The following is a 16,940-nucleotide window of genomic DNA, read 5'->3' as shown; positions in this document are numbered from 1 at the left end:
TGTTCGTTCAGTTTTCAAAGAACAATCTCTATCACTTCTCTCGAAGCAACTTTATTAGTATATCACCGTCAGCAAACTAAGTCAACAACTTTTTGAAGGTTATTTTTTCTCGTTTGCGTCATTGTGACGACCTTTAATATAATATCACCATATTTCACTATCGTCAACAGTGAATATATAGTTTTTCTTATTTTTATTCTGGTCAGCCTTTCAGGGTTTTTTGATCATCCATCCAGGCAAAAGCAAAGAACAGCCATCAGAATAGCTGTTCCAGCGTAAAGCCTTTTATAGAATCCAGGTCTGAATAGCAGCCAGGGCAAACACTCCAGGCAGTCCCAAAAAGCCCGAAACAGCTGTTGTTGCCAGATTAATAGGGACATATAAGCCAAACTGGCCTCCGAAAGCATTAAGAAAAAACAGGAACAGTGCTCCTATCAGAATTTTGATGACTCCCTGTCCCAAAAACTTAAGCGGCTTAAACGGAGCCCCTATAAATAGTAATAACAATATCAGCCCGCCCAAAATGGTTATTACCAGTATCGGTTCCATCCTCATCATCCTCTCCCATTAGCCTGTACTACTACAAATTTATGAGAAGAGAGATGAAAAAAGACCTGATTGCCCCTTGGTTCATCTAACAGATATCTTCCTGGCCTTTGCTTCCTTAAATAAATAAAAGTATTTAGCCTCCGCCAGCTTGGTTTGCGCCAAAACTTCCGCAGAAGGATCAAAGCTTTTTTCAAGCAGCCTTTTCTGGTTATACCATTCATCCTTCAAACTATTAAGCTGCATGAGAAGCTGTTCATCAAATTCATTGCGAAGCTTTCCTTTTTTACGGAAAAACATGTATACACCTCCTGCTTAAACCTCTCTTCTTCCCTCGAGTGCCTTGGAAAGCGTGACTTCATCTGCATATTCCAGATCTCCGCCCACCGGCAGACCATGGGCAATCCTTGTAATTTTGATACCGGATGGCTTAAGGAGGCGCGAAATGTACATTGCTGTCGCTTCCCCTTCAATATTTGGGTTGGTCGCCAGTATAACTTCTTCCACCGTCTCATCCTGCAGCCTTTTTAAAAGGTCAGGTATATTGATATCTTCCGGTCCTATTCCGTCCATCGGAGAAATAGCGCCGTGGAGAACGTGGTACAGGCCGTTGAATTCCTTCATTTTTTCCATGGCGATAACATCCTTAGGATCCTGCAGAACACAAATTACACTCCTGTCCCTGCGCTGATCCTCGCAGATATAACAGGGATCCTGATCGGTAATATGGCCGCACACCGAGCAGTAAGATAAATTTCGTTTGGCATTCACCAGCGCCTTAGCAAAATCAAGAACGGTGTCTTCCTTCATGCTAAGGACAAAAAAAGCCAGGCGAGCGGCTGTTTTCGGGCCGATCCCCGGCAGCTTCATAAAGCTGTCTATCAACTTAGATATCGGTTCAGGATAATGCATACTACTCCTCCTATATAGAAATGCGGAGGGCGCTTGCTCATCGGCGACAAGCATAAGACGAACTGGCCGAAAGGTTTGTTCTTTAACCTTTTGGCCAGTTTGGCTTATGACCTCGAGCCGATAGCGCCCGCAGCTGGACAATCAAGAAATGCGAAAGCGGCTTGCCCAGGGACGACAAGCATAAGACAATGCCTGTTTCCTGCCGCCCTTTTGCCTGCCCCCATTCGTATTCACGCCTTTTTTGCTTTTTCAGGCATTTTTAAAGCGGAGATTAACTCCGCTTCGGCTTTTAAAACATTCCAGGCAGGTTCATTCCTTTTGTAAACTGCCCCATTGTATCATTTGTCAGATCATCAGCCTTTTTAAGGGCGTCATTTGTTGCTGCAAGTACGAGGTCCTGAAGCATATCGATATCTTCCGGATCTACTACTTCTTCTTTAATATTGACTTCAAGGACTTGCTTGTGTCCGGAAACGATGACTGTCACCATTCCGCCGCCTGCAGTACCTTCAATTCTTTTTTCCCCCAGCTCTTCCTGAGCCTCGGCCATTTTCTTCTGCATTTTCTGCATTTGCTTCATCATGTTTTGCATATTGCCCATTCCACGCATATTCTTTACCTCCAAATAGTTTTATTCTTTGATTTCGACTAAATCCCCGAACAGCTTTTGTGCTTCGGATACGACCAGGTCGTCTTCCGGGGCGCCAAGCCCGCTGCCTTCAGAAGGCTCATCGCGATGCCCGCTGTTCAGAAAACTGCCCCGTATCCGCTGCCACTGCTCTTCAGGCACCCCGACAACCTGTTTCCTTTGTCCGGTCAATTCCTGGATGGCACCGGATATCGTTTCTATAAATTTAGCATTATCCATGGCCATTTGACAGTGTATTTCATATTTAAATTTAACGATGAACGCATCCGCTGAAGCAGCGACCGGCTCTGCTTCATTCAGCAGAGCGGCCTGGGACCGCATCTGGTTATGCACGAGCCTTCCCAGCATATCGCCCCATTTGCCCTTTACGGCATTCAGGTCATTTTTCGTTGCATTTTTCAGGATTTCATTAATTTTCCCTTCAGGCGCCTGGAATCCTTTTCTTGAGGTTCTCTGTGCCTGCTTCTTCTGGGCAGGCTCAGCCGCACCCGAAACGGTGACCCCATTTTTCTTCAGCTCAGCCAGCTCCTCTTGAAGCTGTTCGATTTTTCTCATGAGAGGTTCAATATCGGCAGCCGCCTTTTTCTCTGTACCCTCAAGCTGGCAGAGCTTCATGATGGCTACCTCAAGGAAAATCCTTGGATGGTTGGTCCAGCGCATTTCCTGCTGGGCTTTATTCAGAATTTCAATCAGGCTGTACAGCTGCTGAGGATCAATCTCTTCAGCCAATGCCTTGAATTCTTCATCAAGCATGACGCGTTCGAGCGACTCATCCAGTGAAGGAGCTGCCTTGTATAAAAGCATGTCCCTGTAATATAAGATGAAGTCCTCGATAAACCTGGAAGGATCCTTCCCCTGAAACAGGAGGGTCTCCAGTGCTTCCAGCGCACCTGCAGCATCTTTTTCCATGACGTTTCTGGACAGTTTATTCAGGAATCCCTGGGAAACGGCTCCTGTTACTGTGAGGGCATCCTCCGCCGTCACTCTGTCCTGGCTGAAGGATATCGCCTGATCAAGGAGGCTGAGAGCATCCCTCATCCCTCCCTCGGCAGCCCGGGCAACGATATGGAGGGCATTCTCTTCATACTGCACCCCGGTCTCATCCACTATCATTTTCATCCGGCCGACGATCGACTGTGCCGTTATGCGCTTGAAGTCAAAGCGCTGGCATCTTGAAATGATGGTGAGCGGAATCTTGTGGGGTTCTGTTGTAGCAAGAATGAACATAACATGCTTCGGAGGCTCTTCAAGTGTTTTTAATAGTGCATTGAAGGCGCCGATCGAAAGCATATGAACCTCATCGACGATATATACTTTATATTTGACTGCACTGGGTGCATATTTGACTTTGTCCCTAATATCCCGAATCTCTTCCACACCGTTGTTGGAGGCCGCATCGATTTCAATCACGTCCGGTATGGAGCCATTCGTAATGCCAATGCAGGAATCACACTCATTGCAAGGCTCGCTGATCGGAGCCCTTTCACAGTTGACGGTTTTGGCCAGTATTTTGGCCGCACTCGTCTTTCCCGTCCCCCTGGGCCCGGAAAATAAGTATGCATGAGAGGTTTTCTGCTGAAGCAGGGCGTTCTGCAATGTTTTGGTTACGTGTTCCTGCCCTACAACATCTATGAACTGCTGTGGACGCCAGACACGATATAATGCCTGGTAACTCATCTTCGCGCCCCCTTCCTAACTGCTTTTCTATCTCTATTATACCGTATCAGTTCCTATTTTCCAAAAAGGATTGCAAATATCCGGAGGAGCAATTTTCCAGCAGGAACATGCATAAAAAAACCCACCCCTGACCGGGATGAGCTTTGCTTTTATCATTATAACTGCCGTGCACCTTCCGTCGACTGGCTCCCATAAGCGTTACTTAAGCAGTTAGCTCGGCCCAGGCAACCCTGCGGCACATGGGAGGGACCACTTAATGCTGCTTCCTTCCGGACCTGACATGGTTCATGGATTCCCATTGCGCAGGACCCGGGCGTCAACACCACTTACTTAAGGCAGGCCCTACAGGACACCAGCCTCAGGAAGGAGTTCAGCCTCGCTAGAGCGGATTGCGAGTACAGGGCACCGCTACCTCCCCGCTTAGCACGGCAAAATTGATACCATATTTGGCTGCGTCGTTTGTGACGCATAATCAGTATACTAAGTTTCGGACGAAATTGCAATGCCTATGGCCTGTCAATTCCTTCTTGCAGATCCAGCAGCTGTTTTCGCCGCCTTTTCTCTTCCTTTTTCCGTTCGCGGAGAGCCCGGAAGAAATCGGTCAGCAGGCTGCCGCATTCTTCTTCCAGCACCCCTGCTGATACCTCGCTCTGGTGGTTGAATCTTTCATCCTGTAGCAGATTCATGAATGTGCCCACACAGCCGCCCTTTGGATCGGACGCTCCATATACAACCCTCTTGATGCGGGAGAGAATGATGGCGCCCGAACACATGGCGCACGGCTCTAATGTGACATAAAGTACAGCATCCTCAAGCCTCCATGTCCCAAGCATCCCGCAGGCTTCCTCAATGGCAAGGAGTTCAGCATGCGCCACCGCATTCTGGTTCGACTCACGGAGATTATGGGCGCGGCTGATTATCTTCCCGTCCAGGACCACAACGGCCCCGATCGGAACCTCCCCAAGCTCGCCTGCCTTTTTCGCCTCTTCTATTGCTTCCTTCATATAATCATCGTCATTGTAAGTAATATTCATCTTTTTTCCTACCATCCCTTATGTTTAAAAATATACCAAGGGTGTATATAGCCTTTAGTGCTCACAATAGACCCAAAGGAGAGAACTGACATGAAAGAATCATCTACAGCACTCTTAATTATAGACATGATCAATAATTTTGATTTTCCGGAGGGTGAAATTCTAGCCGCAAAAGCTGAGAAAATCTCCGGTCCCATAAAAACATTAAAGGAAAAATGCGCTGCTGAAGCTATTCCTGTCATCTATGTTAATGATCATTACAGCCTTTGGCAAGCCGACTTTGAAAAGATAGCCGATTACTGCCGGAATGAAAACAGCAGGGACATCATTGACTGCCTCTACCCTTCTGATGAAGACTACTTTTTGATCAAGCCGAAGCACTCCGCTTTTTACGGCACTGCACTTAACACCCTGCTTCTTCAGTTAAATGTCAAAAATCTGATCATCACCGGTGTAGCCGGGAATATTTGCGTCCTTTTTACGGCGAATGACGCCTATATGAGAGAATACAACTTGTACGTCCCTGAAAATTGCCTTGCTTCCAATGATGACCATGACAACGAAAATGCCCTGAAAATGATGAAGAACGTCCTCAATGCCCGCACAGAACCCTTCTCTGAGAAAAATAGCATTTCAGCCTGTTTCCCTTCATAAAATGATGGTAGCGTAATTTGCCATTAAGGGGGAAATGAATATGCAAATCCATATAGTGCGGGCAGGACAGTCCCTGACAGGGATCGCTCAGGCTTATGGCACGACGGCAGCCGATATTTCACAGGCCAATGAACTCCCCAATCCCGACAGGCTCGTTGTCGGCCAGGCGCTGGTGATCCCGATCACAGGGCGCTTTTACTGGGTTCAGCCAGGCGATACTTTGTCTGCCATTTCCCGGCGGACAGGGATTCCGGTTCAGGAAATAGCAACCATCAACCGGATTTCGGCATCACAGCCTCTCCAGCCGGGCTTGCGCCTCTACCTGCCGCCGCGGCCGAAAACAGCGGCTGAATTCAATGCCTATGTAGAACCGAGGGGTACATCTGTTGCCCCTGCACTTGAGGAAGGAGCGCGTGAAGCTGCACCCTACCTCACCTATCTGGCACCCTTCAGCTTCCAGGCCCTGAGGGATGGCGGTCTTAAAGAGCCGCTCCTCAATAATTTCCCGGCCATCGCCAAAGCGAATAACAATGTGCTGATGATGGTCATCACCAACCAGGAGAATGACCAGTTCAATGATGAGCTTGGCCGGATCCTCCTGAATGATATACCTGTGCAGGATAAGTTTCTGGATAATATAACTGCCGCAGCCAAGAAGTACGGCTTCAGGGATATCCATTTTGACTTCGAATACTTACGTCCTGAGGACCGGGAGGCATACAACCGGTTTTTACGAAAAGCAAAGGCCCGGTTCAGCCGGGAAGGCTGGCTCATTTCTACCGCCCTCGCGCCGAAGACGAGCGCCGGCCAGAAGGGACGCTGGTATGAAGCCCATGATTATAAGGCACACGGGGAAATCGTGGATTTTGTCGTTATCATGACCTATGAGTGGGGCTACAGCGGCGGCCCTGCCCAGGCCGTTTCCCCGATCGGCCCTGTCCGGGAGGTCCTGGAATATGCAGTAAGCGAAATGCCGTCCTCCAAGATCATGATGGGCCAAAATCTGTACGGCTATGACTGGACCCTTCCATTTGTCCAGGGTACTACCGCAAGGGCGCTGAGCCCGCAGCAGGCCATCGAGCTGGCAGCGGAGAACAATGTGCCCATCCGCTATAATACGAAATCGCAGGCCCCACTGTTCAACTATACAGACATCGACGGGAAGCGGCATGAGGTGTGGTTTGAGGATGCGAGGTCAATCCAGGCAAAATTCGATCTTATGAAGGAATTGAATCTGAGGGGGATGAGCTACTGGAAGCTCGGCCTGTCTTTTCCCCAGAACTGGCTGTTGATCACAGACAATTTTAATGTGACAAAACGGGAGTAACGAAGGCATTTTCGCCTGGGTGCACAGGAAGCTATGGGTCAGTCTGATCCATGGCTTTTTTTATATTTTTTGCCTGAAGAAATTCCATATCCCTTCCACTGTATAGTGTGTTAAAATATTTTTTGTGTCGTTAAAAGTCGATTTAAAGGATAACTGGACATAGATAAATAAGAACAATAAGGAGGCCACACTGTGGGGGGGACACCTTTTATTACCGTTGAAGGCCCGATCGGCGTAGGGAAAACCTCGCTGGCAAAGGCCATTTCCGAGCATTTTCAATTTGCACTGCTGAAAGAGATTGTAGATGAAAATCCTTTTCTTGGGAAGTTTTATGACAACATTGAGGAATGGAGCTTCCAGACGGAAATGTTTTTCCTGTGCAACCGCTATAAGCAGCTCGGAGACATCAATACTGATTATTTAGCCAATAACAAGGCCGTTGTTGCCGATTACCATATTCTCAAAAACCTCGTTTTTGCCGAAAGGACGCTGAGCCCGGCAGAATTCCAAAAATATGTGAAGATCTACGATATCCTGACAAGTGATATGCCAAGGCCTAATGTCATCATCTACCTTCACGCAAGCCTCGAGACGCTCCTGCAGCGGATCAGGCTGCGGGGCCGGGAGATTGAAAAGAATATCAGCCCGCTCTATCTGGAGCAGCTGTCAATTGATTATGAGAACGCCATGAACCTGTTCACTGAACAGCACCCTGATATTCCGGTTCTGCGCTTCAGCGGCGATGATCTGGATTTTGTGAAAAATAAAGAAGATCTCTCTCAAATTTTGGACAGCCTTTCCCTATCTTTAATTAAAGGAGCTTATCACCATGAATCTTAGGAATAAGTACGAAATTCCCGGAAATTCCGTGATTACCATTGCTGGTACGGTCGGGGTAGGGAAATCGACAATGACCAATGCGCTTGCGGGTGCTCTGGGCTTTCGCACCTCATTTGAAAAAGTGGACACCAATCCTTACCTGGACAAATTTTATGCAGATTTCGACAGGTGGAGCTTCCATCTGCAGATTTATTTCCTTGCCGAACGCTTCAAGGAGCAGAAACGCATCTTTGAATATGGCGGCGGCTTTATCCAGGACCGTTCCATTTACGAAGATACCGGCATTTTTGCCAAGATGCATCATGAAAAAGGAACCATGTCCCAGGTGGACTATGAAACATACACAAGCCTGTTCGATGCAATGGTCATGACACCATACTTCCCTCATCCCGACCTGCTGATTTACCTGGAAGGATCCATTGAAGACATCTTATCCAGGATCCAGGAAAGAGGGCGCCCGATGGAGCAGCAGACACCTGTATCCTACTGGGAAGAAATGCATGAACGCTATGAAAACTGGATCAACACATTCAATGCTTGCCCAGTCCTGCGCCTGAACATCAATGATTATGACCTGATGGCTGATGGCGCCTCCATTGAGCCTGTCATTGAAAAAATCTCCGTCTTTCTGAAGCAGTCGCAGCTGCTGAAAAAGTAAAACAGCAGATTATGTTCTCTGGAGTGAGATACAAAATAAGCCCGGCACAAACGCCGGGCTTATTTTTATTTGGAAGGATTCCAGAAAAGTCAGCTGAAACCACATTTGCATTCTTGAAAACATAAAAAAGCCGCTGCAAAATGCAGCGGCTTTTTATGTATCTCCAATAGTTATGCGCTATGGTTGATTTTATAATGGAGGAGGTAGAGGGATTCGAACCCCCGCGCGGTGTTACCCGCCTGTCGGTTTTCAAGACCGATCCCTTCAGCCAGACTTGGGTATACCTCCGTATCGACAAGATTTATTCTATCAGCTCTCCAATAAGAAGTCAACATTATTTCAAAAAAAATTGGACGGGTTTTTAACACCCGTCCAGGTGGAATGCTTTATGCTTTGCCGATTACTTCTTTATTGCCCATATACGGTCTTAATACTTCCGGAATGATGACACTTCCGTCTTCCTGCTGGTAGTTTTCAAGGATAGCGGCAACCGTACGGCCGATCGCGAGGCCAGAGCCATTCAGGGTATGAAGATGCTCAGGCTTGCCCTTAGGCTCGCGGCGGAAACGGATGTTCGCACGGCGTGCCTGGAAGGCTTCAAAGTTACTGCAAGAAGAAATCTCACGGTAGGTCCCGTAGCTTGGGATCCAGACTTCGATATCGTATTTCTTGGCAGCTGTGAATCCGAGATCGCCTGTGCACATGCTGAGCACACGGTACGGCAGGCCAAGCAGCTGCAGAACCTTTTCAGCATGTCCTGTCAGTTTTTCAAGCTCTTCATAAGAATCTTCAGGACGGACAAACTTCACAAGCTCCACCTTATTGAATTGATGCTGGCGGATCAGACCCCTTGTATCGCGGCCCGCAGACCCCGCTTCAGAACGGAAGCAAGCACTGAATGCGGCATAATTGATCGGAAGCTGTTCATTCGTCAGGATTTCATCCCTGTGCATGTTTGTAACAGGCACTTCTGCTGTCGGAATCAGGAAGTAGTCTTCACTTTCGATCAGGAAGGCATCTTCTTCGAACTTTGGCAGCTGCCCAGTGCCTGTCATGCTGGCACGGTTGACCATATATGGAGGAAGGACTTCCATATAGCCATGCTCTTCTGTGTGAAGATCAAGCATGAAGTTAAATAAAGCACGCTCTAAGCGGGCGCCAAGGCCTTTGTAGAATACAAAGCGGCTTCCCGTAACCTTGCCGGCCCTCTCAAAGTCAAGGATGTCCAGGTCAGTGGCAACATCCCAGTGAGGCTTCGGCTCGAAGCTGAAATCACGGACATTGCCCCATTTTCTCGCCTCGACATTATCGTCTTCCGTCTCACCGACCGGAACGCTTTCATGCGGGATATTCGGAATGCTCATCAAAAGGCTGTCCAATGATTCTTCCACTGTGCGGAGCTCTTCATCAAATGCTTTGATCTTGTCTCCTACTTCCCTCATCTCGGCAATCAGGCTGTCCGCATCTTTCTTTTCACGCTTAAGTACAGCTACCTGCTGGGAAACCTCATTCCTTCTGCTCTTCAGCTGCTCTGTTTCCATGATCAGCTCACGGCGCCTTACATCAAGATCTTCAAATTTCCCAAGGTCGCCAAGATCCTCTCCGCGGTGCTGCAGACGGTTCTTCACTTCTTCAAAATTGCTTCGTAAATATTTAATATCAAGCATGCTGCTTCCTCCTCTTCATACATTCGATAGGCATATGAGCGGCACCCGCGAAAAAAACAAAAAACCCCCGTCCCAAAAAAGGGACGGGAGTTACCCGCGTTGCCACCCTAGTTGAAGGCAAAATTGCCTTCCACCTTAAATCCATAACGGTTTTTAACCGAAAGCACTTACTCGCCCATGCAGGCTTTCCATGCTTTTGCTCAAGGACGGATTCACAGGATCCCACCACCGGTTTCCACCAGCCACCGGCTCTCTATTGGAATGGGATTTCCGCTACTAATTCCTCTCAATGCGTTTCGAATGTAATTTTATAATAATTTACTACAATTATGCGCTATTTGCAACCAATTATTCAAACTAAATTTGCCTGGGCTTCTTTCACCATTTCCACAAAATAGGCTGTGAGACGGTGATCCTCCGTCAGCTCAGGATGGAATGAACAGCCCAGGAATTGGCCTTCCCTCGCAGCCACGATGCGGCCATCATGCTTCGCGAGCACTTCAACATTCTCGCCTGCCTGCAGAATATGCGGTGCACGGATGAAGACAGCTTCAAAGTCCTCTGCCACTCCTGCAATATCAAGGGGCGCTTCAAAGCTCTCCCGCTGCCTTCCGAAAGAATTGCGCTCCACCTCGACATCCATGACGCCGATATGCGGTTCTGCATAGCCGGAAACTGTCTTTGCCAGCAGGATGAGGCCAGCGCATGTACCGAACATCGGTTTCCCTGATTGGGAAAATGACCTTAGCTCTTCCATGAAATCATATTTATCGATCAGGCGGCGCATCGTTGTGCTTTCGCCGCCCGGGATGATCAGTCCGTCCACTTCCGCAAGCTGCTCTCTCCGCTTGATGACGACTGCCTCCGCTCCGCAGGCTTCAATGGAACGGACATGCTCCCTGACAGCCCCCTGAAGGCCCAATACGCCTACTTTAACCATATTCATTCTCCTTACCAACCGCGCTCCTGCATACGAGCTTCAGGAGCCAGTGATGAGATTTCGATGCCTTTCATCGGTGTTCCAAGTTCTTTTGACAATTCAGCAATCAGCTTGTAATCCTGATAATGGGTAGTCGCCTCTACGATCGCTCTCGCAAACTTGGCTGGATTATCGGACTTGAAGATGCCTGAACCAACGAATACGCCGTCTGCACCAAGCTCCATCATTAAAGCAGCATCAGCAGGTGTCGCAACGCCGCCTGCAGCGAAGTTAACGACCGGAAGGCGGCCAAGCTCCTTAATTTCGAGAAGAAGCTCGTAAGGGGCTCCGAGAAGCTTAGCTTCAGTCATCAGCTCATCCAGATTCATGCCGACAACCTTGCGCACCTGTGCATTTACCTTGCGGATATGGCGTACCGCTTCAACGATATTGCCTGTTCCCGGCTCGCCTTTAGTGCGAAGCATTGCCGCTCCTTCACCGATCCTGCGGGCAGCCTCGCCAAGGTCGCGGCATCCGCATACAAACGGAACCGTAAAGTCCCTTTTATTTAAGTGATACTCTTCATCAGCAGGAGTGAGCACTTCACTCTCATCTATATAATCAACGCCCATTGCTTCTAATACACGGGCTTCCACGATATGGCCAATTCTGCCTTTAGCCATAACAGGAATCGTTACAGCATTCATGACTTCCTCAACAATGCGGGGGTCTGCCATCCTGGCCACACCGCCGGCAGCACGGATATCGGATGGAACCCGCTCCAGTGCCATGACTGCGACTGCGCCGGCCTCTTCAGCAATCTTAGCCTGCTCAGCGTTGACAACGTCCATGATTACGCCGCCCTTTTGCATTTCTGCCATTCCGCGCTTTACTCGATCTGTACCTGTCTTCACTATAAAATCCCCCTTCTGTAATACCATCTGCTTTTAACAGGCAAAATACCCATTAATTTATAGGAAAATATATTAATTCGATAGGAATTCGTCCAGTTCCCCTAATGAAAATAAACAATAAAAAAGGGTCCCTGTCAAGACAAGGAACCCTTTTTTATCAGACTCTTCCGGATTTTTATTTTCTTCCGGTTAAAGCCAGTCCATTTTAAAAATTAGAACCAGCCTTTTACTGCTGAAGAAATGCTGCCCCAAAGATCTCCGAAGAAGCCGCCGATCCCGCGCATTGTCAGCACGAACCAATTTGCCTTTTCTACACTTTCAGCCGCGACGACATCAACCTGGATACCGCCTTTTCCTGAAAGAAAGTCAAGGCCGTTTTCTTTGTCTGATTTCAAAGTCAGGTAGCCGATCTTTTCGCCTTTTTTCACAGGTGCCGTCAGATTGCCGTCTTTATCAAGCTTGTCTTTATCAAGGACAAGCTCAGGCTTGTAGCTTTCCTTCTCCCCATTCTTCACGACAAGCTCGATAGCGTTCTTCGCCTGGATCTTCACGCTGTCTTCCTTGCCTTTAGTGACAGGCAGTGTTTTCTGGCCCTTTACCTGATAGTTCTTCGCAATGATTTCTTCTTTGGAAAAATTGCTGAAAGCATAATCAAGCATTTTTCTTGTTTCATCAAAACGGGATTTATAAGAACCGGAATTCCCTTCACCCTTGGCATTCATCACAACTGTGATATAGCGGTTACCGTCACGGGTAGCCGTACCAGTGAAGCAGTAGCCGGCAAAATCGGTCGTACCCGTTTTAAGCCCGTCCACTCCCTCATAGCCGAATACAAGGCTTGGAAGCATCCAGTTCCAGTTATCCATCTTGATTTCATCATCAGTGCCTTCTCTGAAGTTCTTAGTCGGAATGCTGGTGGTCTCCAGTATTTCCGGATAATCATGCAGCAGGCGCTGTGCCAGCTTGGCTGTAGCACGTGCGGACATGACATTCTCATCCTCTGCTCCGCCCACCTGGTGGGAGCCTTTTAAGTCACGATTATTCAAACCTGAGGAATTGACAAATTTGTAATCTTTCAAGCCAAGCTCCTCGGCTTTATCATTCATCATTTTTACGAAATTACTTTCAGAACCGGCAATGGTCTCCGCAATGGCAATCGTTGCACCATTGGCAGAGTAAATAGACATAGCTTCATATAATTCTTTGATATTATATTTTCCATCTCTTCTTAAAGGGACATTAGACAGTGCTCTATCCTGTGAAACCTTCCAAACATATTCACTGACTGCATACTCCTGATCCCATTTGACTTTCCCTTCTTTGATGGCCTCAAGCAGCAGGTATTCTGTCATAATCTTTGTCATGCTCGCGATGCCAAGCACTTTATCCGCATTCTTCGAATAAAGGACTTTGCCTGTCTCAGCCTCTACCACGATCGCAGCATCCGCGTTGATATTCAAAGCATCATCTGCACTCGCCTTATTCAGGCCGGGAAAAAGGCCTATCACCATCATACAAACAAGGAAACTAGCAACATACTTCCGATAAAAATGTTTTTTCACTGTAATGCCCTCCAACCTTTATATACACCTTCGTTATTTTAACATATCTGTTTCTGAAAACATAGACAGAGTAAATACCCATTAATTGGACATAGAATTATGTAGGCCATTCGATGTGCTGATTGAAAAATGACAGCTGATACTGATGGGTGCATGGTACCCTGAATAAGCAAAAAAATAAGGCCCAGGAAAATAACCTGGGACCTTTATTGCCATAGCATCAGCATCCGATGCTATGGCCTGATTTTTATGATAAAGAATAGTTCGGAGCTTCTTTTGTGATCTGCACATCATGCGGATGGCTTTCACGGAGCCCGGCACCTGTCATCCTGATGAACTGCGCCTTTTCTCTTAAGTCAGTCAAATCCTTGCTTCCGCAATAGCCCATTCCCGAACGGATCCCTCCGACCAGCTGGTAAATCGTATCAGATAACGGCCCTTTGTATGGAAGCCTTCCTTCAATTCCTTCTGGAACGAACTTTTTGTTGTCTTCCTGGAAATAGCGGTCCTTTGAACCCTTCTCCATTGCTCCGACCGAGCCCATTCCGCGGTAGACCTTGAAGCGGCGTCCCTGGAAGATTTCCGTTTCGCCCGGGCTTTCGGAGACGCCTGCGAGCAGGCTTCCTAGCATGACGGCATGTCCGCCGGCAGCAAGGGACTTAACGATATCACCAGAGTACTTGATGCCTCCATCGGCGATGATGGCTTTGCCATGCTTCCTGGCCTCTGTGGCACAGTCATACACCGCTGTGATCTGCGGTACGCCGACGCCGGCGACAACCCTTGTCGTACAGATGGAACCAGGTCCGATACCGACTTTTACAACATCAGCTCCTGCTTCGATCAAATCCTTAGTAGCTTCAGCAGTAGCAACATTTCCAGCGATGATGGCTACCTCAGGGTAAGCCTCCCTGATTTGCCTGACTGTGTCCAATACCCCTTTTGAATGTCCGTGCGCCGTATCGACTACAAGGACGTCTACACTTGCCTTCACAAGCATTTCAACCCTTTTCATCGTATCCTTTGTCACACCGACAGCTGCGCCTGCAAGGAGCCTTCCCTGGCGATCCTTGGCTGAATTCGGGAATTCGATCACTTTTTCAATATCCTTGATGGTAATCAGCCCTTTAAGTACACCCTCCTGATCAACGAGCGGAAGCTTTTCAATTTTATATTTCTGCAAAATGCTCTCGGCTTCTTCCAGTGTTGTTCCCACCGGTGCCGTTACAAGATTTTCTTTTGTCATAACGTCTGAAATTTTAATCGAGTAGTCTTGGATGAAACGAAGATCACGGTTTGTAATGATGCCCACCAATTTCTGTTCATCGTTGTTGTTAACGATCGGGACACCTGAGATGCGGTACTTGCCCATTAGATGCTCAGCATCGAAAACCTGCTGGTCGGGCGTGAGGAAGAATGGATCTGTAATTACGCCGCTTTCGGAGCGCTTGACTTTGTCAACCTGGTCAGCCTGCTGCTCGATGGACATATTCTTGTGGATGATTCCGAGGCCGCCTGCCCTTGCCATGGCAATTGCCATTTCTGCCTCTGTTACTGTGTCCATGCCGGCTGAGATGATCGGGATATTCAGGCGGACCTTGTCTGTCAGGTCTACATGAAGCTGTACATCTTTCGGAAGCACTTCTGATCTTGCCGGAACCAATAACACATCATCAAATGTTAATCCTTCTTTAACAAACTTGCTTTCCCACATCTTTTTAGCCCCCATTTACTCGAAAATATTATTAGTAGGTTATCAATTGGACAAAATACTGTCAAGAACAGATTGATATGTTCGATTTTTCAAAAAATTAAAAGAGGTATAAAGGATGATCAATTCATACAACGGCTGGAGTTCATATTCTGTCTTCTTTTCGGCAGAAAACACACAGGCTTATTTAAAAAAATGCTATACAAGGCATGGCATCGACCAGCCTGAAGCGAAAAGCTATGAGAACTGCTATCCTTTTATTTATTATTTGGAACATGGAAAAATATATTATGAACAGGCAGCCAAATCCCCGCTGCTGATCCAGCCTATCATGCTGTTCTATGGACTGGTCCATCTGATCAAAGCATCCATTCTGACGGCGGATCCAAACTATCCGGAAACAACCTCCGTCCTCGCTCATGGAGTTTCAACAAGGAAAAGGAAGAAGCAGCAATACAGCTTTTTTGAGGATGAAGTAAAATTTCAAAAAACCGGGCTGTTTCCTTTTATGGCCGATAAGCTGTTTCACATGAAACATATGGAAGGCGACAAAATTGAAATGGGGGAGCTTTTTAAATATATTCCTGAATTAAATGAGCTTTTTCAGCAGACAGAGGGAAGCCCTGCCTTTGCCGGCATAGAATTGGCAAACGGCCAACTTACAATGCCAGCTTCTATTCTTGATCAATTTCATATGACAGAAGAAAGATTTATTGACTATTTCAACTCAAAGGGCAGCTATGATATCGAGTCCCCCGCACAGGGAGAAAGCGGCAAGATTACTTTCTCTTGCGGTCAGGTCCCGCCGCACGATATAAGACCGCTTAAGTTCAATATCCAAGAGGGCAGCCTTTCCTTTCCCCTCACGAAAGGAAACCTTGTCAATTTCCCGGAGCTGCTCCTTCATTATCTGCTGCTGTACAATCTCAGCATGATTGCGCGTTATGAAACCGAATGGTGGAGCGAACTGATGAAAATGATGCCGAATAAGGACTACCCCTTTATCCATTCTTTTCTGGAGATCACTCTGCTGAAGGGCCCATATTTGGTGTATCAGTATTTGATTGGGCAGAAGTAATTAGTGGTGCCGGATCAGGATCTGGTGAGCTAGTGATTAGGAGCGGAACTTGGTGGTGAGGCTGAAATTAGGACGGCGTTAAGAAGTTTTAGCTTTAAAAGTCTATGTTGTGAAGCGGCGGGAATATATGTGGTTGAAATAGGGAGTGAGGCTGCTAACAGTGTTGGGCTGGGATGAGGCTATTTTGAAAGCAGAGCTTCGGACAGGGTTTTGACTGGTGGGCTGGTGGGCTTTCATGCCGCTGGACGCTGGTTGATTGGCACTGGCACTGGATGTACTTGCCCGTATTTAGGCTGGGGAGCTTTATCAGGTATTTAAGGCATATGGTAAATTAAATGGGGGAGCCGGTAAATTAGTCGGCCAATTGATTAAATAAATCGCAAAATTGGTAGATTATCGGTTGAATTAATTAAATTCTCAGCTTAAGCAGCCGTTCTTCCCAATATTTCAAGCAAGGAAATGTCCCTTTGCCCATCCAGCATGCTTTTCAAACAATATCCGGAATCTATAGCGGCGGGCTATGGCTGTTTTGAAGCATATGGTAAATTAAATGGGGAAATCGGTAAATTAATCGGTCAATTGGTTAAATAAACCACGAATTTGGTAGATTAACAAGCCAAATGATTAAATTCACAACCAAAGCAGCTGCTCTCCCCAATATTCTCAACAAAAACTCTGCTCATACGCCCACGCCGGCCACTAATTTCCGACCAAGAGCATATTTCCTATTAAAAACTTCGCCTATTCAATAAAAAAGCGCAAAAAAAGAACAGTCCCACAGACTGTTCTTCA

General features: G+C 47.3%; 17 protein-coding genes, 1 tRNA gene, 1 other RNA gene and 1 other annotated feature. Of the genes, 6 read left to right on the top strand and 13 right to left on the bottom strand.

Features of this window, described 5'->3' with window-relative positions; translation table 11 throughout:
- Window positions 1-285: 285 nt before the first annotated feature.
- The 3 genes from Q9R36_RS25950 to recR all read right to left on the bottom strand — a co-directional run bounded on the left by Q9R36_RS25950 (window position 286) and on the right by recR (window position 1,458).
- Window positions 286-549 (bottom strand): pro-sigmaK processing inhibitor BofA family protein, encoded by a 264-nt coding sequence (locus Q9R36_RS25950; RefSeq protein ID WP_035403656.1) that lies wholly within the window; start codon window positions 547-549, stop codon window positions 286-288.
- 81 nt (window positions 550-630) lie between these two features.
- Window positions 631-846: a YaaL family protein gene (locus Q9R36_RS25945; RefSeq protein ID WP_009796288.1), complete on the bottom strand. Its 216-nt coding sequence runs from the start codon at window positions 844-846 to the stop codon at window positions 631-633.
- A 15-nt stretch (window positions 847-861) separates the two neighbouring features.
- The gene (recR, locus tag Q9R36_RS25940) at window positions 862-1,458 is read right to left on the bottom strand and encodes a recombination mediator RecR (RefSeq protein WP_009796287.1); all 597 of its coding nucleotides are present in this window, start codon (window positions 1,456-1,458) and stop codon (window positions 862-864) included.
- Window positions 1,459-1,491: 33 nt separating this feature from the next.
- On the opposite strand from recR, the gene Q9R36_RS25935 reads away from it, so the two are divergent.
- Window positions 1,492-1,782 (top strand): hypothetical protein, encoded by a 291-nt coding sequence (locus Q9R36_RS25935; RefSeq protein WP_129614198.1) that lies wholly within the window; start codon window positions 1,492-1,494, stop codon window positions 1,780-1,782.
- Here Q9R36_RS25935 and Q9R36_RS25930 read toward each other — a convergent pair.
- The 4 genes from Q9R36_RS25930 to tadA all read right to left on the bottom strand — a co-directional run bounded on the left by Q9R36_RS25930 (window position 1,748) and on the right by tadA (window position 4,818).
- Complete coding sequence (locus tag Q9R36_RS25930; RefSeq protein WP_022543198.1) at window positions 1,748-2,068, bottom strand: YbaB/EbfC family nucleoid-associated protein; 321 nt, start codon at window positions 2,066-2,068, stop codon at window positions 1,748-1,750. The two genes, Q9R36_RS25935 and Q9R36_RS25930, sit on opposite strands and share 35 nt — an antisense overlap.
- A 21-nt stretch (window positions 2,069-2,089) precedes the next feature.
- Entirely contained in the window at window positions 2,090-3,784 is a 1,695-nt protein-coding gene (gene dnaX, locus Q9R36_RS25925; protein ID WP_311226173.1) for a DNA polymerase III subunit gamma/tau, read from the bottom strand.
- Window positions 3,785-3,948: 164 nt separating this feature from the next.
- Window positions 3,949-4,213: signal recognition particle sRNA large type (gene ffs, locus Q9R36_RS25920), an RNA gene on the bottom strand.
- Between the two features lie 77 nt (window positions 4,214-4,290).
- Entirely contained in the window at window positions 4,291-4,818 is a 528-nt protein-coding gene (gene tadA / locus Q9R36_RS25915) for a tRNA adenosine(34) deaminase TadA (protein WP_311226172.1), read from the bottom strand.
- Window positions 4,819-4,908: 90 nt separating this feature from the next.
- Here tadA and Q9R36_RS25910 point away from each other — a divergent pair, with 90 nt between their 5' ends.
- The 4 genes from Q9R36_RS25910 to Q9R36_RS25895 all read left to right on the top strand — a co-directional run bounded on the left by Q9R36_RS25910 (window position 4,909) and on the right by Q9R36_RS25895 (window position 8,297).
- Window positions 4,909-5,472 (top strand): cysteine hydrolase family protein, encoded by a 564-nt coding sequence (locus Q9R36_RS25910; RefSeq protein ID WP_311226171.1) that lies wholly within the window; start codon window positions 4,909-4,911, stop codon window positions 5,470-5,472.
- A gap of 40 nt (window positions 5,473-5,512) precedes the next feature.
- Window positions 5,513-6,799, top strand: a complete 1,287-nt coding sequence (locus Q9R36_RS25905; RefSeq protein ID WP_311226170.1) for a LysM peptidoglycan-binding domain-containing protein — start codon at window positions 5,513-5,515, stop codon at window positions 6,797-6,799.
- A 192-nt stretch (window positions 6,800-6,991) separates the two neighbouring features.
- Window positions 6,992-7,639, top strand: a complete 648-nt coding sequence (locus Q9R36_RS25900) for a deoxynucleoside kinase (protein WP_009796280.1) — start codon at window positions 6,992-6,994, stop codon at window positions 7,637-7,639.
- On the top strand, window positions 7,629-8,297 hold the full coding sequence (locus Q9R36_RS25895) for a deoxynucleoside kinase (protein ID WP_009796279.1): 669 nt from the start codon (window positions 7,629-7,631) through the stop codon (window positions 8,295-8,297). The genes Q9R36_RS25900 and Q9R36_RS25895 overlap by 11 nt, the downstream gene beginning before the upstream one ends.
- A gap of 195 nt (window positions 8,298-8,492) precedes the next feature.
- Here the strand turns inward: Q9R36_RS25895 and Q9R36_RS25890 are convergent.
- The 6 genes from Q9R36_RS25890 to guaB form a co-directional block, all read right to left on the bottom strand.
- Window positions 8,493-8,585, bottom strand: a tRNA-Ser gene (locus Q9R36_RS25890).
- 98 nt (window positions 8,586-8,683) lie between these two features.
- Entirely contained in the window at window positions 8,684-9,964 is a 1,281-nt protein-coding gene (serS, locus tag Q9R36_RS25885) for a serine--tRNA ligase (RefSeq protein WP_094769986.1), read from the bottom strand.
- A 76-nt stretch (window positions 9,965-10,040) separates the two neighbouring features.
- Window positions 10,041-10,263: a binding site (T-box leader), on the bottom strand.
- Window positions 10,264-10,316: 53 nt separating this feature from the next.
- The gene (gene pdxT / locus Q9R36_RS25880; protein WP_094769988.1) at window positions 10,317-10,904 is read right to left on the bottom strand and encodes a pyridoxal 5'-phosphate synthase glutaminase subunit PdxT; all 588 of its coding nucleotides are present in this window, start codon (window positions 10,902-10,904) and stop codon (window positions 10,317-10,319) included.
- Window positions 10,905-10,915: 11 nt separating this feature from the next.
- A complete protein-coding gene (gene pdxS, locus Q9R36_RS25875) occupies window positions 10,916-11,800 on the bottom strand; it encodes a pyridoxal 5'-phosphate synthase lyase subunit PdxS (RefSeq protein ID WP_170939624.1) in 885 nt (294 codons plus the stop codon).
- Window positions 11,801-12,009: 209 nt separating this feature from the next.
- Window positions 12,010-13,359, bottom strand: coding sequence for a serine hydrolase (locus Q9R36_RS25870; protein WP_311226169.1), 1,350 nt, complete (start codon window positions 13,357-13,359; stop codon window positions 12,010-12,012).
- A gap of 247 nt (window positions 13,360-13,606) precedes the next feature.
- A complete protein-coding gene (gene guaB, locus Q9R36_RS25865; protein WP_009796273.1) occupies window positions 13,607-15,073 on the bottom strand; it encodes an IMP dehydrogenase in 1,467 nt (488 codons plus the stop codon).
- 115 nt (window positions 15,074-15,188) lie between these two features.
- Here guaB and Q9R36_RS25860 point away from each other — a divergent pair, with 115 nt between their 5' ends.
- Complete coding sequence (locus Q9R36_RS25860) at window positions 15,189-16,148, top strand: YaaC family protein (RefSeq protein WP_253615960.1); 960 nt, start codon at window positions 15,189-15,191, stop codon at window positions 16,146-16,148.
- Window positions 16,149-16,940: the final 792 nt, after the last annotated feature.

Source organism: Bacillus sp. AG4(2022) (assembly GCF_031844465.1).
GTDB classification, from domain to species: domain Bacteria; phylum Bacillota; class Bacilli; order Bacillales; family Cytobacillaceae; genus Bacillus_AB; species Bacillus_AB infantis.
This window is presented reverse-complemented; position numbering and strand designations above follow the sequence as displayed.

Excerpts from the sequence above, each read along its gene's own strand:
- Q9R36_RS25950 (WP_035403656.1), bottom strand. The coding sequence starts at position 549 with ATGGAACCGATACTGGTAATAACCATTTTGGGCGGGCTGATATTGTTA.
- Q9R36_RS25945 (WP_009796288.1), bottom strand. The coding sequence starts at position 846 with ATGTTTTTCCGTAAAAAAGGAAAGCTTCGCAATGAATTTGATGAACAG.
- recR (WP_009796287.1), bottom strand. The coding sequence starts at position 1,458 with ATGCATTATCCTGAACCGATATCTAAGTTGATAGACAGCTTTATGAAG.
- Q9R36_RS25930 (WP_022543198.1), bottom strand. The coding sequence starts at position 2,068 with ATGCGTGGAATGGGCAATATGCAAAACATGATGAAGCAAATGCAGAAA.
- dnaX (WP_311226173.1), bottom strand. The coding sequence starts at position 3,784 with ATGAGTTACCAGGCATTATATCGTGTCTGGCGTCCACAGCAGTTCATA.
- tadA (WP_311226172.1), bottom strand. The coding sequence starts at position 4,818 with ATGAATATTACTTACAATGACGATGATTATATGAAGGAAGCAATAGAA.
- Q9R36_RS25910 (WP_311226171.1), top strand. The coding sequence starts at position 4,909 with ATGAAAGAATCATCTACAGCACTCTTAATTATAGACATGATCAATAAT.
- Q9R36_RS25905 (WP_311226170.1), top strand. The coding sequence starts at position 5,513 with ATGCAAATCCATATAGTGCGGGCAGGACAGTCCCTGACAGGGATCGCT.
- Q9R36_RS25895 (WP_009796279.1), top strand. The coding sequence starts at position 7,629 with ATGAATCTTAGGAATAAGTACGAAATTCCCGGAAATTCCGTGATTACC.
- serS (WP_094769986.1), bottom strand. The coding sequence starts at position 9,964 with ATGCTTGATATTAAATATTTACGAAGCAATTTTGAAGAAGTGAAGAAC.
- pdxT (WP_094769988.1), bottom strand. The coding sequence starts at position 10,904 with ATGGTTAAAGTAGGCGTATTGGGCCTTCAGGGGGCTGTCAGGGAGCAT.
- guaB (WP_009796273.1), bottom strand. The coding sequence starts at position 15,073 with ATGTGGGAAAGCAAGTTTGTTAAAGAAGGATTAACATTTGATGATGTG.
- Q9R36_RS25860 (WP_253615960.1), top strand. The coding sequence starts at position 15,189 with ATGATCAATTCATACAACGGCTGGAGTTCATATTCTGTCTTCTTTTCG.